Below are 19,010 nucleotides of genomic sequence, written 5' to 3' on the forward strand. Positions count from 1 at the left end.
CAAAGCGTAGTCGGGTATTGTTGTTACGCCATGAGCGCTCTCAAACCAGCATTGATATTTCATTGGGTGTTTTGCCTTTCGAGGAAGAAGTAATTCAGCGAAGTATTTCTCATACAATCGATGATACGTTAACAATCCGCCTACCAACTCCCGAAGACCTGATCATTATGAAAGCCATCGCACACCGTCCAAAAGACTTGTTGGATATCCAAGGGATCATTCAAAGTAACCCTGGCTTGGACCAAAAACGTATTCAGGGTTGGGTCAACCAATTTGCTCAGCTTTTGGAAATGCCAGAATTGTGGGAAGATATTGCAAATTGGTTCTAGAACAGACGGTCTATAAAATTAGTCTACCCTGGTAGATGAATAATGGGGGAATTTAACCTCTATTGGGTGATCTGGTTTGCGTTATCCTATGTAGAATTATTTCACCAAGATTAATCTTGATTATATGACCGTATCGCCAGTGAGTTGATAACCTGATAGTCTTGGTTTTTAAAATAGACAGACCCTGGCAGCCACCCCAATCAGGTTGTTGGTTTGGCGCTTTATGAGATTATTGCAAGGACAGAAGGTATGCCCCCACAGAAAACAAGTTTCACGGCGTTAGCGCACCAGGTTGTGCAAGCCTCTCAAGAACCTTTGACAGTCAATGAGATCATCGAGAGAGTCAACGCTATCACGCCTATCACGACCAAAAACCCTAAACAGACCATCCGCAATGCTATTAGCCAGAGCTATTTGATCGTCACCACCGGGGATGGCTGCTATGGTTGGAAAATGAGATTGCTCAATGGCTCAATTTTGCGCCACACGTTGCAAGAGGCTGAATTTGCCGACAAGGTGTTGTACTGGGATGATGATCTGCGGGATGCACTCTGGCCAACCTTTTTTGCCCCGCAGAAATACAGCGACCGCGGCCCGGTCACCGTAGAACTCCCGGATAACACGCTCACAACCCTGGCGCTGGAACATGTCACGTACAAAAACTGGGGGACGTATGCTACGCCAACGTTTTGGCATTGGTTCGAAACCTTGGGGGCTAAAGCGGATGATCATTTGATCTTTTCTGTGCTGGACGGGGAAGAAAAGCGCTATGCGGTCGCTTTTGAAACGCGGGTAGATCGTGACGAATCTGCCGTAACGGCACGTAACCAGGCTATCCTGGATACCGCTCGTAAACGCGCCAGCCGGCCTTGGGGGGTGACCGTTTGGGATCTTACCACGCACTTACTGGCAACTGGGATGTACCGCCATCCGGTTCCTCCCGACCCGATCAGTGAAATCTGGTCTGAATATGAGCCAGAAGAGAATGACGCGCCCGCGCCTCACCCGCAACCCAAGTCTTTCTCGCTGGTAAGCGCCTTGTTTGGTCAGAACTTGCAGGCCTACGACTACGAAGCCCCACCTGATCTGCCTCGAGAATACGATCCTGATCAAGGATATCGCCGCCCGCGTCCATCTCGCCTGGCACGCCGCGGTAGTGTACGCAGTTATACAATGAGAGTTAGCCATCGCGCATTACCAGAGGTCTGGCGCGATCTGGAACTGGCGGATGACAATACCTTGGAAGATCTGCATTTGTTCATTCAACTCGCCAATGCGATTCACGCAACGCTACCTTTCATCGCGAAGACCACAAATTCAGCCATGGCGTTGACTTCGCTGGGGCGGAAACCGCGCAGCAAGTTGATCTCAGCACGCATCCAGGCTGTCATCGTTTTCTGACGGTCAAGCAGACCAACTTTCATCAGCGGGAAGCGCGGCAGAAAGTGGGCAAAGAAACAATTGTATTTCAGGCGGCTGTAGTGCCGCTGGTAGAATTTACCCAGACCGCGCCAGCTTGAGCCGGTGGTCAGGGTGTCTTCCAGATCCGTCAGGATCAGTTTCATAAAACGTCCTTTCGTGCTATGGGGTGTGCTTGCCGCCTAAAAAATACGCCACCCAGAGTGAGGGGGCACCCTGGGCAGCGCATAGGTAGTATGACAAAGTTTTTTAGTGGAGATCAATAGGGCCCTTGGCATACGGACACGGCTTTCTTAAAGTCGGGAGAGCCGACCTATTCTCCTAGCTCTAATTTCTTTCTTTCTGGGTCGTAAAAGGGGCGCAAGGATACTTCAGCCGGGTAAATCTTTCCGGCGATTTCGATTTCCCATTTTCCCTTGGCAATATAATCGGCGGTTACGGGTTCGTCGGCTTCGATCATGAACAATCCTGCCGCGCCGCCCAGGGTGAAGCCGTAAGAACCAGCTCTGACGTAGCCCGCATCCACGCCATTTCTGCGAATTACTTCGGCGTGGAAGAGGAATGGCTCGGGGTCTTTAACCAACACCTGGGCCAGGCGTCGCTTCAGTGGTCCCTGTGCTTTTTTCGCCAATACGGCCTCTTTGCCGATGAATCCACCCGGTTTCTGCAGATCAATGCAAAAGCCCAGGCCAACTTCATAGGGGTCATCGGTGTTATCCATATCATGCCCGTAATCGCGGTAGCCTTTTTCCATACGCAGGCTGGCAAGCGCTTTAAGTCCGGCGTGGCGAAGGTCAAATGCTTTTCCGGCTTCCACGATGTGATCATACACGTGCGTGGCCTGTTCGCTTGGTATATACAGTTCATAACCCAATTCGCCCAGGTAGGTGATGCGAATACAAAGTACTTTGGCATACCCAATTTCGATTTCGCGGGCGCACCTGTATGGAAAGACTTCATTCGATAGATCGGCGGTGGTGATGCTTTGCAGCAATTCTCTGGATTTTGGCCCCTGAATATTCAGTTGTGCGTAGGCTGACGTTACATCCGTGACAAAGGCGTAGTCATCAGCTGATATATGCCGTTTGAGCCAGGTTTCGGCGTGGCGGTGCATGGTATCGGTGACAACGAGTAGATACTTGTCCTCTTCCAGTTTTGTGACGGTTAGGTCAGCTTCCAGTTTTCCTTCCGGGTTCAGCCATTGGGTATAAGTGACCTGGCCGGTGCTGGCATTCACATTATTGGCCGAGACGTAGTTGAGAACTTTTCCGGCGTCACGTCCCTGGACTAAAAATTTGGACATAAACGACATATCCATCAGAATTACATTTTCGCGTGCCGCTTTGTGTTCGGCTTCCCACCAGGGGAACCAGTTTTCCCGGCCCCAGGATAATTTATCCACTGTGGGTTCGAAGCCCGCGGGGGCGTACCAATCCGCGCTTTCCCAGCCGCTGACATCCCTGAAGTATGCCCCGCGTGCCGCCAAACGCTCGTGGATCGGCGATTGCTTGGCGCCCCGGGCTGTTTGGTAGGATTTGTTCGGATAATGGCATTTGTAAACCATCCCCAGAGACTCCACTGTGCGATGCTTGCGGTATTCGGGCGTGTTTTGGTACCGATGAAGGCGGTCAATGTTGAAGCCGGTGATATCGAAATCCGGGCTTCCATTGATGATCCAGTGTGCCATAGCGCGGCCCAGCCCGCCGCCCGTGATAATGCCGATGGAATTAAGCCCGGCGGTCACAAAATAGTTGCGCAATTCCGGGGCCTCACCAACGATCGGTTTCAGATCAGGTGTGAAGCTTTCAGGCCCGCAGAAAAATTTCTTGATGCCAATTTCCATCGTAATCGGCACGCGTGACATCGCTTTCTCCAAAAACGGGGTCATGCGCTCCCAATCCGGCGCGATTTCGCCAAAAGAAAAATCGTTGGGGATGCCCTGAATTTTCCACGGGGCGCAATCCGGCTCAAACAGGCCCACCATGATACCGCCCACTTCGTCGCGGTAGTAGCCGTAGTGTGATGGGTCTTCAAGGATGGGCATATTGGGCGGAAGGTCTTTGATCTCTTCGGTGATCAGATAGTAGTGTTCTGCGGCCTGATTGGGAATATTCACGCCGGACAACTCGCCAAGTTGTCTGGCCCACATCCCGGCGCAGTTGACCACGTATTCGGCTTCAATATTTCCGTGGGGGGTTGTCACGCCGGTCACCACACCATTTTTCTTGGTGATCCCAGTAACTGGAACACCTTCGATGATTTTGGCGCCATATTGCTGCGCCCCCCGGGCCAGGGCGATGGTGGCATCGATGGGGTTGACGCGGCCATCGTCTTTGACGTAAAAACCGGCTAACAGATCATCGACGCGCGCCAGCGGGAATAAATCCTTGATCTCTTTGGGCGAAATCTCCTGCACATCCACACCGCAATGACGATTGAATGCGGACACACGACGATATTCTTCCAGGTAATCCGGGTTGCTTGCCACTTCGATAAACCCAACTGGCTTAAAGCCCGTTGAGAAGCCTGTTTCGGCTTCGAGGCTGGTGTAGAGATCGCGTGTGTATTTGCGAAATTCCGTTGAAACTTCAGATGTCGAGCCAAACGTGACCATCAACCCCGCGGCGTGCCAGGTTGTCCCGGACGTTAGTTGATCGCGCTCCAGCAACAGGGTGTCTTTCCAGCCCATTTTTGCCAAATGATAGGCTATCGAGCACCCGATGATGCCACCCCCAACAATGACTACGCGGGCGCGATCTGGTAAGAGAATATTTGCCATTACACTACTCCTTGAATTTAGGCTATTCGGCATTCAAATTAATTAGCAGATTTTTCCCCATCCAATTTGAGAATCACTCTCGAATTTCCAGAAAAAACTAAGCTTGAAAATTTTGCCTATCACCAGCGTTTCGGTGCCCCGTATGCCAGAAATAAGCTGAATCTGATTCGTAATTAAATCTGTGAGGTGTTCGCGGTCTCGGCAAAAAACTTCAACAACTAAATCATACCTCCCTAGCGTTAAAACCAGGTACGAAATTTCTGCCAATTTTTCAAGCGCGCCCGCTACAGCGTGAACTTTACCAGGTTCGGCAAAGATACCGATCAGTGCAGGGGCATTATGCCCTAATGAGAATGGATCCACTACTGCAATGGTCTGAACTATACCGCGTTCCGCCAAACTGGTATACCGGCTTCGAATGGTAGACTCCGCAACGCCAGCTTTTTTAGCAATTTGAGTAAATGGGGTCCTTCCGTCTTCTTGAAGGGCATTCAAAATAAGAATATCCAAGTCATCCATTTTTTGCTCTCTTTCAACTAATAAGCTATTTTCGCCGTTTGTATTGCGAATTAAGTATAATTATTACGAATATACACTAAGAATCGCTTAATATCAAGGTAAAACATACGAATATCGTTGTTTTCTATTGACATATCAAGCGTTTTTCGTTATTATCGCAAACAAAATCGGGTTTCTTTTCCCAAAAATTATTGAATACCGAAAGTATTGTAGGAGTTGACCGTGATTGAGCAAATTTTTAAAGCGATGGCACAGAGCATCATCGATGGCGAGTCTGAAGATGCCGAAGACCTTGCCAAACAAGCCATCGAGTTAGGCATTGATCCCTTGGATGCGATCAACAAAGGCTTTGTTGTTGGCGTTGATCATGTTGGTGAGCTTTTTAGTACTGGAGAGGCGTTTTTACCGGAACTTGTCATGGCTGGTGAAGCCATGAAAACAGCGGTAAGCGTGCTGGAACCCGAAATGTCTAAACAGGGAACAGAGCGCAAGCTTCTGGGTACAGTGGTTCTGGGTACTATCGAGGGTGATATCCATGATATTGGCAAAACGTTGGTCGGAACTATGCTTTCGGCAGCCGGGTTCAAAGTCTTTGATCTGGGCGTGAATGTGCCCGTGATGAGCATGGTCGAGACAGCTCGAAACGAAAACGCTGATATTATCGGCGTCAGCGCTTTACTGACCACGACTATGACCAAACAGCGCGATGTCGTTGAAGCTTTGGATGATATGGGAATGCGCCCCACGGTAAAAATAATGGTCGGCGGAGCACCTGTTACGCGCAATTGGGCCGATGAGATTGGCGCCGATGCTTTTAGCGAGGATGCTGTGGGTGCTGTCGCGGTTGCAAAGCAACTGATGGGGATTGAGTAAGTTGGAATGAGCAAAAAATAAAAGGATATGATCATGCAGCCACAACTTAGAATTCTGTCATCTGAGCTGATCGCCCAAATTATCGATGAAGCTTTTCAACTAATGATAAAGCCTGGCATCAAGGTTCAACTCAAGGAAGCCCGCGCATTATTAGCAGATGCCGGTGCCCAAGTAGATGAAGACCAGCAGGTGGTTCACATCCCGGAGGACGTTGCCCGAAAAGCGTTGGAAACCGTGCCTCGGGAGTTTTACCTCTATAATCGAGATGGAGAACCGACCGTGCACTATGGGGGGGATTCGGTTCACTTTGATCCCGGCTCATCCGGCGTGAATATCTTGGATGCTGACACCCTGAAACATCGCCCAGCTACCACCCAGGACCTTGTCAAAGTTATCAAAACCGCCGATTCGCTCTGGCAGTATGATGCCCAATCCACTTCGGTCGTGTGTAGTGAAGTCCCCAAAGAAATTGGTGATCTCTACCGCCTGTATTTGGTGCTAATGTTCTCGAAAAAACCAGTGGTCACCGGAGCCTTCACGACCCAAAATACCAGCGCTATGATTGATATGTTGGCGATCTTCGCCGGCGGGCGTGATGCACTAGCTAAAAAACCGACCGCTGTATTTGATGTCTGCCCTTCCCCACCCTTGATCTGGAGTAAGTTTGGCTCGCGAAGCCTGATTGATCTGGCTCGAGCCGGTATCCCCGCTGAAATGGTATCCATGCCCCTGGCTGGGGCTGCTGCGCCGATCACATTACTCGGTTCTGTGGTGCAGCATACTGCCGAATGCATCAGCGGGATCACCATCCACCAGTTAGCCAAACCTGGTTCGCCTATCGTTTGGGGCGGAGCTCCTGCTATCATGGATATGCGCCAGGGTACTACTCCAATGGGTGCGGTCGAAACCGCCATGATTGATACAGCTTATGCCCAGGTGGGTAAAACATTCGGTTTTCCAACACATACATATTTGGGCTCTAGCGACGCGAAAGTAGTGGATTATCAAGCCGGGATGGAGAGCAGCACCGCCGCTATGATCGGCGCTCTGGCGGGAATCAACATGATCTCCGGCGCGGGCATGCTGGATTTTCTAGCATGCATGAGTCCCGAAAAACTTTTAATCGACGCCGAAGCGATAGGGATGGCAAAACGTATGTTGAAGGGAATGCTGGTACACACCGATACTTTGGCAACTGAGATGTTCGAGGGCATCAATTTCAAAGGCGAATTTTTGAAACAACGCATCACACGCCAGCTATTAAAAAAAGAGCAATACCTGCCCTCCGCGGCGATTGATCGTGGCTCCATACGTACTTGGGAACAGAATGGGGCAACTGACACCTTTGCGCGTGCAAAAGCGCAGCTTCAGAATTTGCTCAACGCCTACCAAGCTCCCGATTTGCCGCCGGATCAGATGACCGAACTACAAAATATGGTTTCAGGGTTGGCTAAAGAAGCCGGGATGGATCAACTTCCTGCTTTATAAATGTTTTTTTAAGCACTCCTTTGTGGGTGCTTTTTTAATTAATTTTTTGAGGAGGTGATTTCCTGAAAAGGAATAGGTAAACCTGAACAGTTTCTCTTCCGAAAACAATTTCAAAAAAGGAGTAAAGGATGAAACACAAAAGTAAATTGTTAGTATTGTTGGGGGTATTTGTCATGCTGGCATTGCTGGTATCTGCCTGCCAAAAAGCACCGGTTTCTGATGAAGTGGTTGAAAATGAGGCGGCCTCTTCCGTGGAAGTAGTTGAAAGCGAGGCAGTTTCCGAGGAAGTAGTCGAGACAGCGCCGGAAGCCCTGGTTATGATCGATTGGTCTGGTTATGAACTCCAAGAGTTTTGGGGAGATTTCGCTAAAAATCACCCTGATGCGGATGTTCAATTTAGTTTTATGGGTGAGAGTGCTGAAGCATATGCCCAGATATCGAATGGCTTTCAGGCGGATCTTGTCCATCCCTGTAACCAATATTGGAAACTGATGGTTGACGAGGGATTGGTTCAACCGATCAATACTTCCAACTTGTCAAATTGGTCTGGTATGTCAACGCCGCTGACGGAGAAGGGTGTATTCAATGGCGAACAGTACTGGGTTCCCTGGGACTGGGGCTTTGAAGCCATTCTTGTTCGCACTGATCTTGTAGAGGAAGTGCCTACGTCGTGGGCGGATTTGTGGGATCCGCAATATGCCGGTCATGTTGCGGTGTATGATTCCGGTGAGAGTATGCATGTTATCACTGCTTTGGCACTGGGGCTTGATCCGTGGAACACAACGCCTGAAGAAGATGAAGCGATCAAACAAAAGCTCACTGAGTTGGTTCCAAATGTACTGGTGTATTGGTCTGACCAGACAGAACTGGATCAGTTGATCTCATCAGGCGATGTGTGGGTTGCTGGCAATGCCTGGAATGCATCCTACATTGCATTGCTCGGAGAAGGTTATGAAGTTAAATATGTCATACCGGATGAAGGCAGCCTGGGTTACTTGTGTGGGTTTGCAATTCCATCAACATCACAGAATCCGGAACTGGCAACCGAGATGATTGATGCCTACATTGCTGTTGATTCTCAAGCCTACCTGGCGAATGAATATGGTTATGGTGTTGCCAATTTCGACGCTATTGAAAAAATCGACCCCGAAACAGCCGATCTTCTGGGGTTAACGGACCCGAAAGTAGTGGAAGGTTTGATACTTTACGAGCCACTCACAGATGAGACTAGAGAGTTCTGGTCAAACGAATGGTCTGAAGTGAAGGCTTCGCAGTAAGAGGACTGTTCCTAAATTCTTCGATTTTTATTACAACTTTTTATACGGGCCTCTTCAATTTGTACTCTTGAAGAGGCCCAGACAAGGAAGAAGCTATGGAAAATTCAGTGAGTAACAGGGTACTGAAACTAATTTCTCTGCCAACATCATACCTGCTATTTTTTTTTATCCTGCCAATCGGAATCATGATCGTTTTTAGCTTTCGATCTGGAACGATGGGTGATGCACGAAATATTTTTACCTTGGACAACTACAAATATTTTCTTACAAACTCAATCTTTCTGAATTTGTTGTGGCGGTCTATCCTCATTTCTCTTATGATTTCACTTATTTCCGTGCTATTAGCCTATCCATTAGCATATTTTTTGGTTTTTCGTGCTGGACCGCAACGCATTATTTTGCTAACCCTTATCATTGTCCCAACATGGACTAGCTACTTATTACGCGTCTTTGCATGGAAGTTAATTTTGTCGTCCAATGGCCTGCTGAACACTTTTTTGTTATGGTTAGGACTTACCAAAGAGGCATCACCTATTCTCATGTACAGTCGCCAGGCAATCATCCTCACATTGGTCTATGTGTGGGTACCTTTTGTTGCCTTGCCTATCTTTGCTGCCCTTGAAAGGATCGACAAGAACTTGCTAGAAGCTGCATCTGACCTTGGATGCAAATCCTGGGAGGCATTCTTGCGGGTGACACTCCCACTGAGTTTGCCGGGTGTAATAGCGGGATTCTTCTTTGTCTTCATCCCCACTATTGGTGAATACGTGACCCCCAAATTGGTTGGCGGGAATAGCCTGATGTATGGAAATCTGATCCAAGATCAGTTTGTAAAAGCGCTGAACTGGCCAATGGGGTCTACTATGAGCATAGCCATGTTAGTGGCTCTTATTGTGCTGCTCTGGCTATTTACTCGATTCGTTTCTGTTTCAGACCTGTTGGGAATATAAAATGCGTAGATTTCGAAACCCTGGTGGCATATATTTTTTGACCCTGGCTTTGCTTTTATACGTGCCAATCATTCTATTAATTATATTTTCCTTTAATGACTCCATTCATCTTTCCTTTCCCATGAAAGGTTTTACCCTAAATTGGTATGCTGAATTATCCAAGACCAAGGAGCTATTAAATGCGGTTCAAGTAAGTATTTTTCTGGGAATTGGTGTGTCTATGGTGGCAACGCTGCTTGGCACGATGGGAGCAATTGCCATTGTGCGCTTTAATTTCCCTGGCCGTGATATTATCACGGCTTTAAGTGCTATGCCTCTTGTTATCCCTTCAGTGATTCTCGGCGTTTCTGCTTTGATCCTGTACAGGGAAATTGGAATTCAATTGTCTGCATGGGCAGCCGGAATAATGCATGTTGTTATCTCGATGCCGTATGCTTTGCTGATCATCTCTGCCCGATTGGCAGGGTTCCCCAAAAATTTAGAAGAGGCTGCCATGGATCTGGGAACCACCTACTGGGGAGCCTTGCTACGGGTCACACTACCGATCTCTCTGCCATCTATTATCGCTGCATTTCTGATTTGTTTCACAATCTCGTTCGATGAGTATGCCATCTCATCATTCCTTGTGGGGACCCAAACCACGCTACCTGTGTATCTTTACTCTCAACTTCGCTTCCCTAAACGGTTGCCTATTGTTGTGGCATTAGCGGCGATTCTCATGGTTTCATCAATTCTCTTACTGGTTTTGTCAGAATGGTTACGCAGTTATGGGCAAATAGATATTAAGCGAGGTAAAAAAGAATGATGAATTTCGCTGTTGAACTAAAGAACGTAACAAAGATCTACAGCGCCGGACGCAGTTCAGATGCTGTCGTGGCCGTAAAAAAGATGGACCTGTGTATTCCCCCGAATGAATTCTTTACTTTACTCGGACCAAGTGGGTGTGGAAAAACGACAACGCTGCGCTTGATCGCCGGATTTGAGCAACCCAGCGAGGGAGAGATGTTCATCATGGGGAAACCGATGACCAATATTCCGCCAAATCAGCGCCCGGTTAACACTGTTTTTCAAGATTATGCGCTGTTCCCTCATTTGAGTGTGGAAAAAAATGTGGGGTTTGGTCTAACCATCAAGCGGGTCCCAAGATTGGAGAAAGATCGGCGTGTGGCAGAAGCACTTGAACTTGTTCAACTGACCGGCATGGGGCAACGTAAACCATCCCAACTTTCAGGGGGTCAGCAGCAACGTGTCGCACTCGCCCGTGCCCTGGTAAACCAACCATCTGTTCTCTTGCTTGATGAACCGCTTGGTGCTTTGGATCTCAAACTACGGAAAGATATGCAGATTGAGTTGAAGCATCTTCAAGAGCAGGTCGGAATCACATTTATCTATGTTACCCATGACCAAGAAGAAGCATTGACCATGTCAGACCGGATAGCGGTGATGAAAGATGGGATTATCCAGCAAATGGGTGATGCGGTGAGTTTGTATGAAGAACCAGCCAACCATTTTGTTGCTGATTTTATTGGAGAAAGTAATTTCATCAATGGTACATTTGAAGGAATGGAGCAGGAATGGGCCGTGATCCGAATCGGCAATCAGCGAAGCTATGCCATGATGAGTAGCGAGAAACCAGCACAGAATGCCGCCACAACGATTACTATTCGTCCAGAACGTATGGTTATATCATCTCCTGGCGAACAAGAAGGGCCGGGTATTTCTGGAACTATTACGGAAGTTGTCTATATTGGGACGGATATCAGGTATTTATTGGAATTGGCAACCGGTCAGGAGATACAGATCAGGATCCAAAACCGCAGCAAAGAGAATATCAGCGCATTTCCTAAAGGCGCCACTGTAAAAATTAGTTGGGTGCCTGAAGATGCCAAGATTTTGGCCAATTAATTCTGTTGGAGATAATATTATGCTCACCCCACATAGAAACCTAAAGAATCGATACACCCGCCTCACAGATACCCAGGCAGAAAAAATCCATGCAGCCAGTCTCGAAATCTTGGAAGATATTGGTGTGCGGCTTTATTTGTCTGAAGCTATTGACCTATTACAAAAAGCAGGGGCAAGCGTATCCGACGGAAATCTTGTCCGCATACCGCCAAAGCTTGTGGAGAATGCCTTTTCGACTGTTCCCAATGAAGTGACACTTTACGACCGTCACGGAAATCCTGTTATGCCTTTGGGTGGAGACCGTTGCTTTTTTGGCCCCGGCTCCGATTGCTTGAATATCATCGACCATCGCACTAGTGCACGGCGAAAACCAACACTGCAAGATGTTGTTGAAGGAGTGCGCCTGTGTGACGCCCTGCCCAACATCGATTTTATTATGTCAATGCTCTTGCCATCAGATGTAGATCAGACTCTGGCGGATACCTACCAAACAGAAGTGATGCTCGCGAACACAACCAAACCGATCATCGTTGTCTCTTACAAATCCCAGGGCTTAAAAAATTCGGTAGAAATGGCAGAGGCAGTGGTTGGTGGCGCCGATGCCCTTCGAGAAAAACCGATTTTGACATGTTATATTAATACAATATCTGGAGCAGTTCATAATGATGATCCATTAGAAAAACTGATATATCTTTCTCGGAAGGGGTTGCCATCATTGTACATTCCTGGGTCGAATGCAGGCGTTACCAGTCCAATGACACAGGCGGGTGCAATAGCCCTGGATAATGCGGGGATGCTGGTGGGGTTGGTTCTTTCGCAAATTGTTCGCGCCGGAGCGCCAATGATTATTTCGGCAATGGACCCCGCCTCTATGGATATGCGTACGATGGTCTCGCCTTATGCGTATCCGGAGAAGGGTTTTATCCGTTCTCTATCTCAACGCTATAGCCTGCCTACGTTTTCTTTGGCAGGGGGGAGCGATTCGAAGGTTGTTGACCAGCAAGCCGCTGCCGAAGCAGCCCTGACGATCTTTGCAGATGTCCTCTTGGGAGGCAATATCATACATGATTTAGGCTATCTGGAATCCGGTCTTACATATTCATTTACCCAACTGGTCATTTGTAATCAGATTGTAGACTGGGTGAAAGCTTTCTTCACCGATATAGAAGTGAATGATGAAACCTTGGCATTGGGTGATATCGCCAAGGTTGGCGCCAATGGATCCTATCTGGGAACCAATCATACCTTCAAGAACTATAAGAAAACCTGGTACCCGGATTTGTTCGAGCGTGGTATTTTCAAGGAGTGGGAAGAAGGCGGGAGCAAATCTTTAGCCGAACGGGCAAGGCAACGGGTTGAGACAATTCTCAACGACCATCAGCCCGAACCGCTTCCTGAAAGCGTACGGATGGAAATTAACAAAATCGTCAACAGGCAAGCGGAAGTAACGCTTTCAGAAGAATAAGAGAGAAATGAGTAATGCTCAATGAAGTTTTGAAGACAGATACATATGGGGCAATAAGCAACAGCAAAACTGTCAGCGAAAATGTATAAAAAAAGAAGGCTGTGGTGGTCCCATAGAACTGGACACTTCTTTGGTGGTTTTTAGGGGGAAACCACGGCGTCCTGAGTACGAGCAAGCCTATAGGCTTGCTCGTACTTTGAATTCTGGTCGGTCTGGGAGACTTATCCTAACTCAGCTTGCCTCCTTTTTTGACCTTTAAAGTTGCACTTACTACTTGAAACTAAGTTGTGTATTTGGCGATGCTTTTACTACAAGTTTAGTAATTTCTTTTTTTGTCCTATCTTTTGTCCCGACACAAGCAATAGGGCTTTGGCGAGGATGGCATACCGATGCCGTAGTAGAACGCATATTCTAATTATTCGTACCATCCAGGATGCAATTCATGACCACCGGATTTCAGCTTATCGTTGACAACCTGCGTCTCGCCCGCAAACGATCAAACCCAACCTTGACGATCCCGGTGGACGATGAACTGCTGGGCCTGCTGGGGGAATTGGCGGAAGGGCAGGAATACAGTCTGGAAGAATTGGCGGCGCTGTTACTGAAAAAAGCTGCCATCGAGCAGTACCAAACCACCAGTCAGCATATGCGTCACTGGCGGGAACTCTCCCAGCGCCAGCAGGAAGTCGCCGCCTTGGCCTGTCTGGGGTACACCAATGCCGAAATCGCCGTCAAACTCGATATCTCCTCCGAAACCGTCAAATCCCATATCCGCGAAATTCTTCGCAAGTTCCAGGTGCGCGGTCGTCACCAACTGCGCTATATGCTGCGCAGGTGGAATTTCGGCGGGTTTGATCATCCAAAGTCGTCTACCTGACCCGTATATCTGCCGGTTTTGGCCTCCCCCGCCCCCCATATCTGCATCCCCCATCGGGTTACCCCTTAAATCCCCCGCAATATCATCCTGTGGGGGATAGACTAGAACGCATGTTTCCATTATTGTGGGGGACATGCAACCCCCTGCACAACTCCCGCTCGGAGAGATTTACCGCATCCCGCATTCCGTCAGCTTTGATCTGACGGTCGAACTGGCCCTCACCACTGGCGTGCGCCTGCTGGTGTGCGGCAACCGCCTGCCATTCTACGATCTGGCCTATGAACTGGCCCGGCGCGTCGGTCAGGCATATACCTGGATTTTGGAAGAGCGCATCGTCTTCGCCCGCGCGGAAACCGCCCTCCAACTGCTGGATTTTCTCATCGAATTGACCCCCGACCCAACCCCGCTGCTGGTCAGCGATCTGCTGGCGCGCTTTGGCGAGGAAGATGACCGCCAGGCTGAGCGCTTCTTCACCCAGTGCCGGGTCGAACTGCGGCGTTTGAGTCAGGCCTCCCTGGTTTTCGTCAGCGCCCGACCACAGCCCGCACTGGAGCGACTGGCAGCGGCGCTTTGCCGCAGCAGCCGCGCCTGCGAGTATTCCACCGATCACCATTCCACAGGAACCACCGATGGGCCATACCCTGCCACCCTTTTCCCAGCAGTTTAAACGCGAGCGGACCTTGTTTGCGGAAATGCGCCGGGCTTTGCTGCAACGTGGCGACAAAGCGCGCTTCGACGATCTGTGGAACAAGGCCGAGTTTCATGTCCCGGCAGCGGAGAAAGCCAAGCATCCGCTGCCGATCACCAGCATCCTGCTGACGATGAATCTGGAGCAGGAGAAAGCCATCCACCGCCTGGATGAGAAAATCGTTGATCAGGATCACCGCATCCGGCAGCTCGAAGCTGAGCGTCAGGCCCGTGGGATGGAGACGATCCTGCTCAAGGGCGAAGTCGAAGGCCTGCGCTGGGAGATCGAAGACCTGCGCAAGCGCCTGCGGGAAGAACTGCTCGAACTGCTGTATCCGAACTATGCCTGAGATTATCGGCTGGCTCTTGGCGGTGTATCCCGATGCGAAAGACGGGGCGGTCTTGTGGCTGATTGCCGAGGACGGAAGGCGTCTGCGGCTCAGGCAGCCCTTCCCGGCCACGTTCTATGCCGCCGGGCGCGACGAGCGCCGCTTGCAGGCCGCGCAAGGCTACTTGTCCCGCAAGCCATCACCCCTGGAAACGGCCTTCACAACTCGCACCGATCTCTTCAAAGGCCCGCGCCGGGTGTTGGCTATCACGGCCCCCGACCCGGTCACACAAACCCGGCTTTTCTACGATTTGCAGTCACGCTTCCGGGATTTGCAGCTCTACAATGCCCGCATCCCTTTCTCGGTGCGCTATGGCGGCGAAACCGGGGCCTTCCCGATGGCCCGCTGCCGTATGGTGCTGGCTGATAATAACCAGCAGGTGGTCAGCCTGGACGTGCTGGACAGCCCCTGGGATTTGAGCTATGCCCTGCCTGATCTGCGTATATTGTGGATTGAGCCGGATTGCGATCCCGCCTATGCATTGCCTGGACACCTGATTCTAAAAAACGAGGATGCCTCCTGGGAACTTGAAACCTGTGATGAACAAGAACTGTTAATGGGGGTGATCCACATCCTAGACAGCTTTGATCCGGATGTGATCCTGGCCCGCTGGGGGGATGCCTGGCTCTTCCCCCGCCTGGCGCAGATTGCCGAAAAATACCAGATCGACTTCAACCCCAATCGCGATCAAGCCAAAGCACCTTTCATTAAAGATGAACTGACCTATCACAGCTATGGTCAGGTGAACTACCGCGCCGCCCAGACCCTGCTCTATGGCCGCTGGCATGTTGACCCAGCCAATGCCGCCATGAGCGGGGGCTTCCGTTTACAGGCGGCCATCGAAATGGGCCGCGTCAGCGGTTTAGATGTGCAGATTGCGGCCAGAAATAGTCCAGGGGCAGGCTTCACCGCCATGCAGATGCGTCAGGCGCTGCGCTGGGGGGTGCTGGTGCCGCAGGAGAAACGCCAGACCGAACCCTTCCGCCCACTGATGGCGCTCAACCATGCTGATGGCGGCGGGCTGAACTACCATCCCATCGTCGGCCTGCACCGCAATGTGGCCGAGCTGGATTTCTTCTCGATGTATCCGTCGATCATGGCAGGCTGGAATATCAGCGGCGAAACCGCCGGGGAGACGGGCGCGACAAACCGTATCGTGCCGCACAGTGGGATGCCGATCCGCCAGGATCAGCCCGGCTTGGTGGCTGCCATTTTGAAACCATTGCTGGAGAAACGCCGTCTGGCCAAGGCTTTGCGCAAAACGCTCTTGCCCAATGACCCGCGCCAGGGGCAGCTGCAGGGCACGATTGATGGCCTGAAGTGGCTGGGCTATGTCTCCTTTGGCTATCAAGGCCATGCCCACAATTTATATGGACGTATTCTGGCGCATGAAGCCATCTGCGCCATCGGGCGCGAGATGCTGGTGCGAGCCATCGAAACGGCCCACGATTTCGGCTTTGAAGTGCTGGGGGGAAACACGGATTCGATCTTCGTCCACAAAGCAGGCGCCGGAACCCCCGAAGATTTCCAGGAATTGATCGAAGCCATCAACCAGCGCACCGGCCTGAGCATCGAACTGGAAGGCATCTTCCAGTGGCTGGCATTTCTGCCGTCGAAGATGAACCCGCGCATCGGGGCTTCCAACCGTTACTTCGGCAAGTTCTATGACGGTGCGCTCAAAGTGCGCGGTCTGGCCCAGCGTAGGGCCGATTCCCCGGCCTGGATCACGAATGCGGAGCGGTCGGTTATGGCCGAACTGAGCAGTGAAGCGGACACGAAGCGCCTGGGGGAGCATATTCCTGACGCCCTGGGAATTGTCTACCAGGCGGTGGCCGATTTGTATGGGGAACGTGTTCTGCTGAAAGAGCTGGTCACCCGCAGACGGCTTTCACGCGAGCCGGATGACTACCGGGGAAATTCAGAGCCTGCCAAGGCTGCCCGGCAGTTGCGCTCAGCCGGGATCGAGGTGCGGGTTGGGCAGCGCGTGCCGATACTCTACGTCAAAGGGGAGAAACCGGGGGTCTATGCATGGGGATTGCCCGAAGAACCGAAATGGAGCCAGATCGACAAAGCCCGCTATCGAGATTTGCTGGTGCGTTCCGTTTTCCAGGTGCTGCAGCCCTTCGGGATGGCTGAAAACGATATCGCCAGCCTGGTATTAGACGGCGGACGCCAGCTCACACTCTGGCCGGAAGAAGAAGCTTGTGAAGGGGAAGCAGACGAGGACGACTCTCTCACCGACGAACTCTTTGGAGACACCACATATATTGGGAGGATGCTATGACCACCAAAGGCAAGAACACAGAAATCACAGCTATTGAGCGTCAGCGCATTGACGAGTTCAGTCGCGAACTGCCCCTGGCTAAAGTTTGGAATCAAGACCGATAATCGTTGAACCCAGAGGGAAACCATTGCCATGATCAATCCGCCAATAAAACCGTACCCGCCACTGGAAGAAGAATCGGCCTGGGAGATTGAGCGTCAAACCGAAGCCTTTCTACAGAAATTGATGGAAGTGAACCGCAAGTTTCAAGAAGAAACCAAAGACGCAAATTTTAAATTGGATGATGACCAACGCTGAAGATGGGCTAAAATGGAGACGAAACCATCCATCCCCCCTCTATGGGTCACAATTTGGAGAACAACATGACTTCAAATCCACAGGAAGTTATCCTTTACGCCCGTGTTTCAACCGAAGAACAAGCTACGGATGATCATTATTCCATTGAAGCGCAGCTCAATAGGTCTCTTGCATAAGTGTGTCATAATAGGTGAATGAGATACGAAGAAATCAAAGACTGGAAAGACGCTGACTTCAAAAGGCTAACGGGTGTAAAACCAGGGACATTCGCCAAGATGTTAGCTGTTCTTGAAAAAGAACTCCGGAATTTTGGTCGTCCACCAAAATTGAGTCGTGCAGACCAATTACTGATGACCTTGATGTACTGGCGAGAATATCGTACCCAGTTTCACATCGTAGGGTCGTATGGCATCAGTGAAGCAACAGTTTGTCGCACGGTCAACAAAGTAGAAGATGCATTGATGCGTTCAGGAGAGTTTCGTTTGCCTGGAAAGAAAGTACTCCAGCCAAGTGATACACTCATTGAAGTTATCCTGGTGGATGTCAGTGAACAACCGATTGAACGCCCGAAAAAAAGCAAAAACGATACTACAGCGGCAAAAAGAGACGCCATACCCAGAAAGCACAAGTAATTATTCGGCAAAACACGATGGAAATCATTGCAACCGCTTTTGGTACTGGCAGCCAACATGATTTTCGCTTGTTCAAAGAGAACGCCCAAGACATTCTATGTTTAGCAGATACAGGATATCTTGGCATCCAGAAAGTTCACACCACTAGCCAGATCCCTGCCAAGAAATCCAAACTTCATCCGCTCACACCGGAGCAAAAAACTGCTAATCGAAAACTGGCAAGGCAACGTATTTATGTCGAGCATGTGATTGGAAGACTAAAAGTGTTTCGCATCCTTAGCGAGCGCTATCGTAATCGTCGCAAACGCTTCCGATTGCGTTTTAACTTGATCGCTGCCATTAATAATTTTGAACTTCTGGCTACGTTATGACTTTTGCAAGAGGTCTATTGAAGGGATGTGGTTGCCCATCAGAGAGAAATCGACGAAAAAGGTCCCGATTTCGCCCTGGGGTCCGATTTCAATATTGTCGAAGCTTGGGCGCAAAAACCAATTTCTGATGGAAAATAGGGCTGTTGATGAGCTACTGCATTTATATAGGTAAGCATTTATGCCAGGGTGGTTATGCTTTTCTGGCGGGATATGGCGATGAGCCTTCGAGCCATTGGCTTGAAATTGTGCCTTCACGAAGCCATCCTGATAACACGATGATTACTGTAGGGGTCACCAATAAAGCCGATTTCCCGGGGCAACTGACCCAAATTCCACAAGTGGCAAGAACGGCGAAATATATCGCTGCGCATTATTCGTATTACAAAGGATTACCAGCCCCACTGATCAATGGCGGTCTAAATGAACACCATGTGGCTGTTCGCGATGTCTGGTCGCCATCGCGTCGAGA

At 50.0% G+C, this 19,010-nt stretch carries 17 protein-coding genes and 1 pseudogene; 16 read left to right on the forward strand and 2 right to left on the reverse strand.

Annotated features, from left to right (window positions below):
- Positions 1–329, forward strand: a 329-nt coding sequence (locus HN413_08260; GenBank protein MBT3390389.1) for a hypothetical protein, incomplete at its 5' end; no start/stop codon positions are given.
- Between the two features lie 249 nt (positions 330–578).
- Positions 579–1,730, forward strand: coding sequence for a hypothetical protein (locus HN413_08265; protein MBT3390390.1), 1,152 nt, complete (start codon positions 579–581; stop codon positions 1,728–1,730).
- Between the two features lie 331 nt (positions 1,731–2,061).
- Here HN413_08265 and HN413_08270 read toward each other — a convergent pair whose 3' ends face one another.
- Together HN413_08270 and HN413_08275 are read right to left on the reverse strand one after the other, a co-directional pair.
- Positions 2,062–4,527 carry a GcvT family protein gene (locus HN413_08270; GenBank protein ID MBT3390391.1) on the reverse strand — a complete coding sequence of 822 codons (2,466 nt, stop codon included), beginning with the start codon at positions 4,525–4,527 and terminating at the stop codon, positions 2,062–2,064.
- 42 nt (positions 4,528–4,569) lie between these two features.
- On the reverse strand, positions 4,570–5,046 hold the full coding sequence (locus HN413_08275; GenBank protein ID MBT3390392.1) for an Lrp/AsnC family transcriptional regulator: 477 nt from the start codon (positions 5,044–5,046) through the stop codon (positions 4,570–4,572).
- A gap of 246 nt (positions 5,047–5,292) precedes the next feature.
- Here HN413_08275 and HN413_08280 point away from each other — a divergent pair, with 246 nt between their 5' ends.
- The 14 genes and pseudogenes from HN413_08280 to HN413_08345 form a co-directional block, all read left to right on the forward strand.
- Complete coding sequence (locus HN413_08280; GenBank protein ID MBT3390393.1) at positions 5,293–5,919, forward strand: corrinoid protein; 627 nt, start codon at positions 5,293–5,295, stop codon at positions 5,917–5,919.
- 33 nt (positions 5,920–5,952) lie between these two features.
- Positions 5,953–7,407 (forward strand): hypothetical protein, encoded by a 1,455-nt coding sequence (locus tag HN413_08285; GenBank protein MBT3390394.1) that lies wholly within the window; start codon positions 5,953–5,955, stop codon positions 7,405–7,407.
- A 128-nt stretch (positions 7,408–7,535) separates the two neighbouring features.
- Positions 7,536–8,684, forward strand: a complete 1,149-nt coding sequence (locus HN413_08290) for an extracellular solute-binding protein (GenBank protein ID MBT3390395.1) — start codon at positions 7,536–7,538, stop codon at positions 8,682–8,684.
- Between the two features lie 95 nt (positions 8,685–8,779).
- A complete protein-coding gene (locus HN413_08295; protein MBT3390396.1) occupies positions 8,780–9,634 on the forward strand; it encodes an ABC transporter permease in 855 nt (284 codons plus the stop codon).
- A 1-nt stretch (position 9,635) separates the two neighbouring features.
- Entirely contained in the window at positions 9,636–10,439 is an 804-nt protein-coding gene (locus HN413_08300) for an ABC transporter permease (protein MBT3390397.1), read from the forward strand.
- Positions 10,440–10,522: 83 nt separating this feature from the next.
- Positions 10,523–11,539 carry an ABC transporter ATP-binding protein gene (locus HN413_08305; GenBank protein ID MBT3390398.1) on the forward strand — a complete coding sequence of 339 codons (1,017 nt, stop codon included), beginning with the start codon at positions 10,523–10,525 and terminating at the stop codon, positions 11,537–11,539.
- A gap of 19 nt (positions 11,540–11,558) precedes the next feature.
- Entirely contained in the window at positions 11,559–13,004 is a 1,446-nt protein-coding gene (locus HN413_08310) for a trimethylamine methyltransferase (protein MBT3390399.1), read from the forward strand.
- Positions 13,005–13,446: 442 nt separating this feature from the next.
- On the forward strand, positions 13,447–13,881 hold the full coding sequence (locus tag HN413_08315; protein ID MBT3390400.1) for a helix-turn-helix transcriptional regulator: 435 nt from the start codon (positions 13,447–13,449) through the stop codon (positions 13,879–13,881).
- A 133-nt stretch (positions 13,882–14,014) separates the two neighbouring features.
- The gene (locus tag HN413_08320; GenBank protein MBT3390401.1) at positions 14,015–14,548 is read left to right on the forward strand and encodes a hypothetical protein; all 534 of its coding nucleotides are present in this window, start codon (positions 14,015–14,017) and stop codon (positions 14,546–14,548) included.
- Positions 14,511–14,918, forward strand: coding sequence for a hypothetical protein (locus HN413_08325; GenBank protein MBT3390402.1), 408 nt, complete (start codon positions 14,511–14,513; stop codon positions 14,916–14,918). The genes HN413_08320 and HN413_08325 overlap by 38 nt, the downstream gene beginning before the upstream one ends.
- On the forward strand, positions 14,911–17,241 hold the full coding sequence (locus HN413_08330) for a hypothetical protein (protein ID MBT3390403.1): 2,331 nt from the start codon (positions 14,911–14,913) through the stop codon (positions 17,239–17,241). The genes HN413_08325 and HN413_08330 overlap by 8 nt, the downstream gene beginning before the upstream one ends.
- A 132-nt stretch (positions 17,242–17,373) precedes the next feature.
- Positions 17,374–17,538, forward strand: a complete 165-nt coding sequence (locus tag HN413_08335) for a hypothetical protein (protein ID MBT3390404.1) — start codon at positions 17,374–17,376, stop codon at positions 17,536–17,538.
- Positions 17,539–17,732: 194 nt separating this feature from the next.
- A pseudogene (locus HN413_08340) lies at positions 17,733–18,541 on the forward strand (IS5 family transposase).
- A 146-nt stretch (positions 18,542–18,687) separates the two neighbouring features.
- A partial coding sequence (locus tag HN413_08345) for a dipeptidase (protein MBT3390405.1) occupies positions 18,688–19,010 on the forward strand: 323 nt, incomplete at its 3' end.

It is taken from the genome of Chloroflexota bacterium (assembly GCA_018648225.1).
Taxonomy (GTDB): domain Bacteria; phylum Chloroflexota; class Anaerolineae; order Anaerolineales; family UBA11858; genus NIOZ-UU35.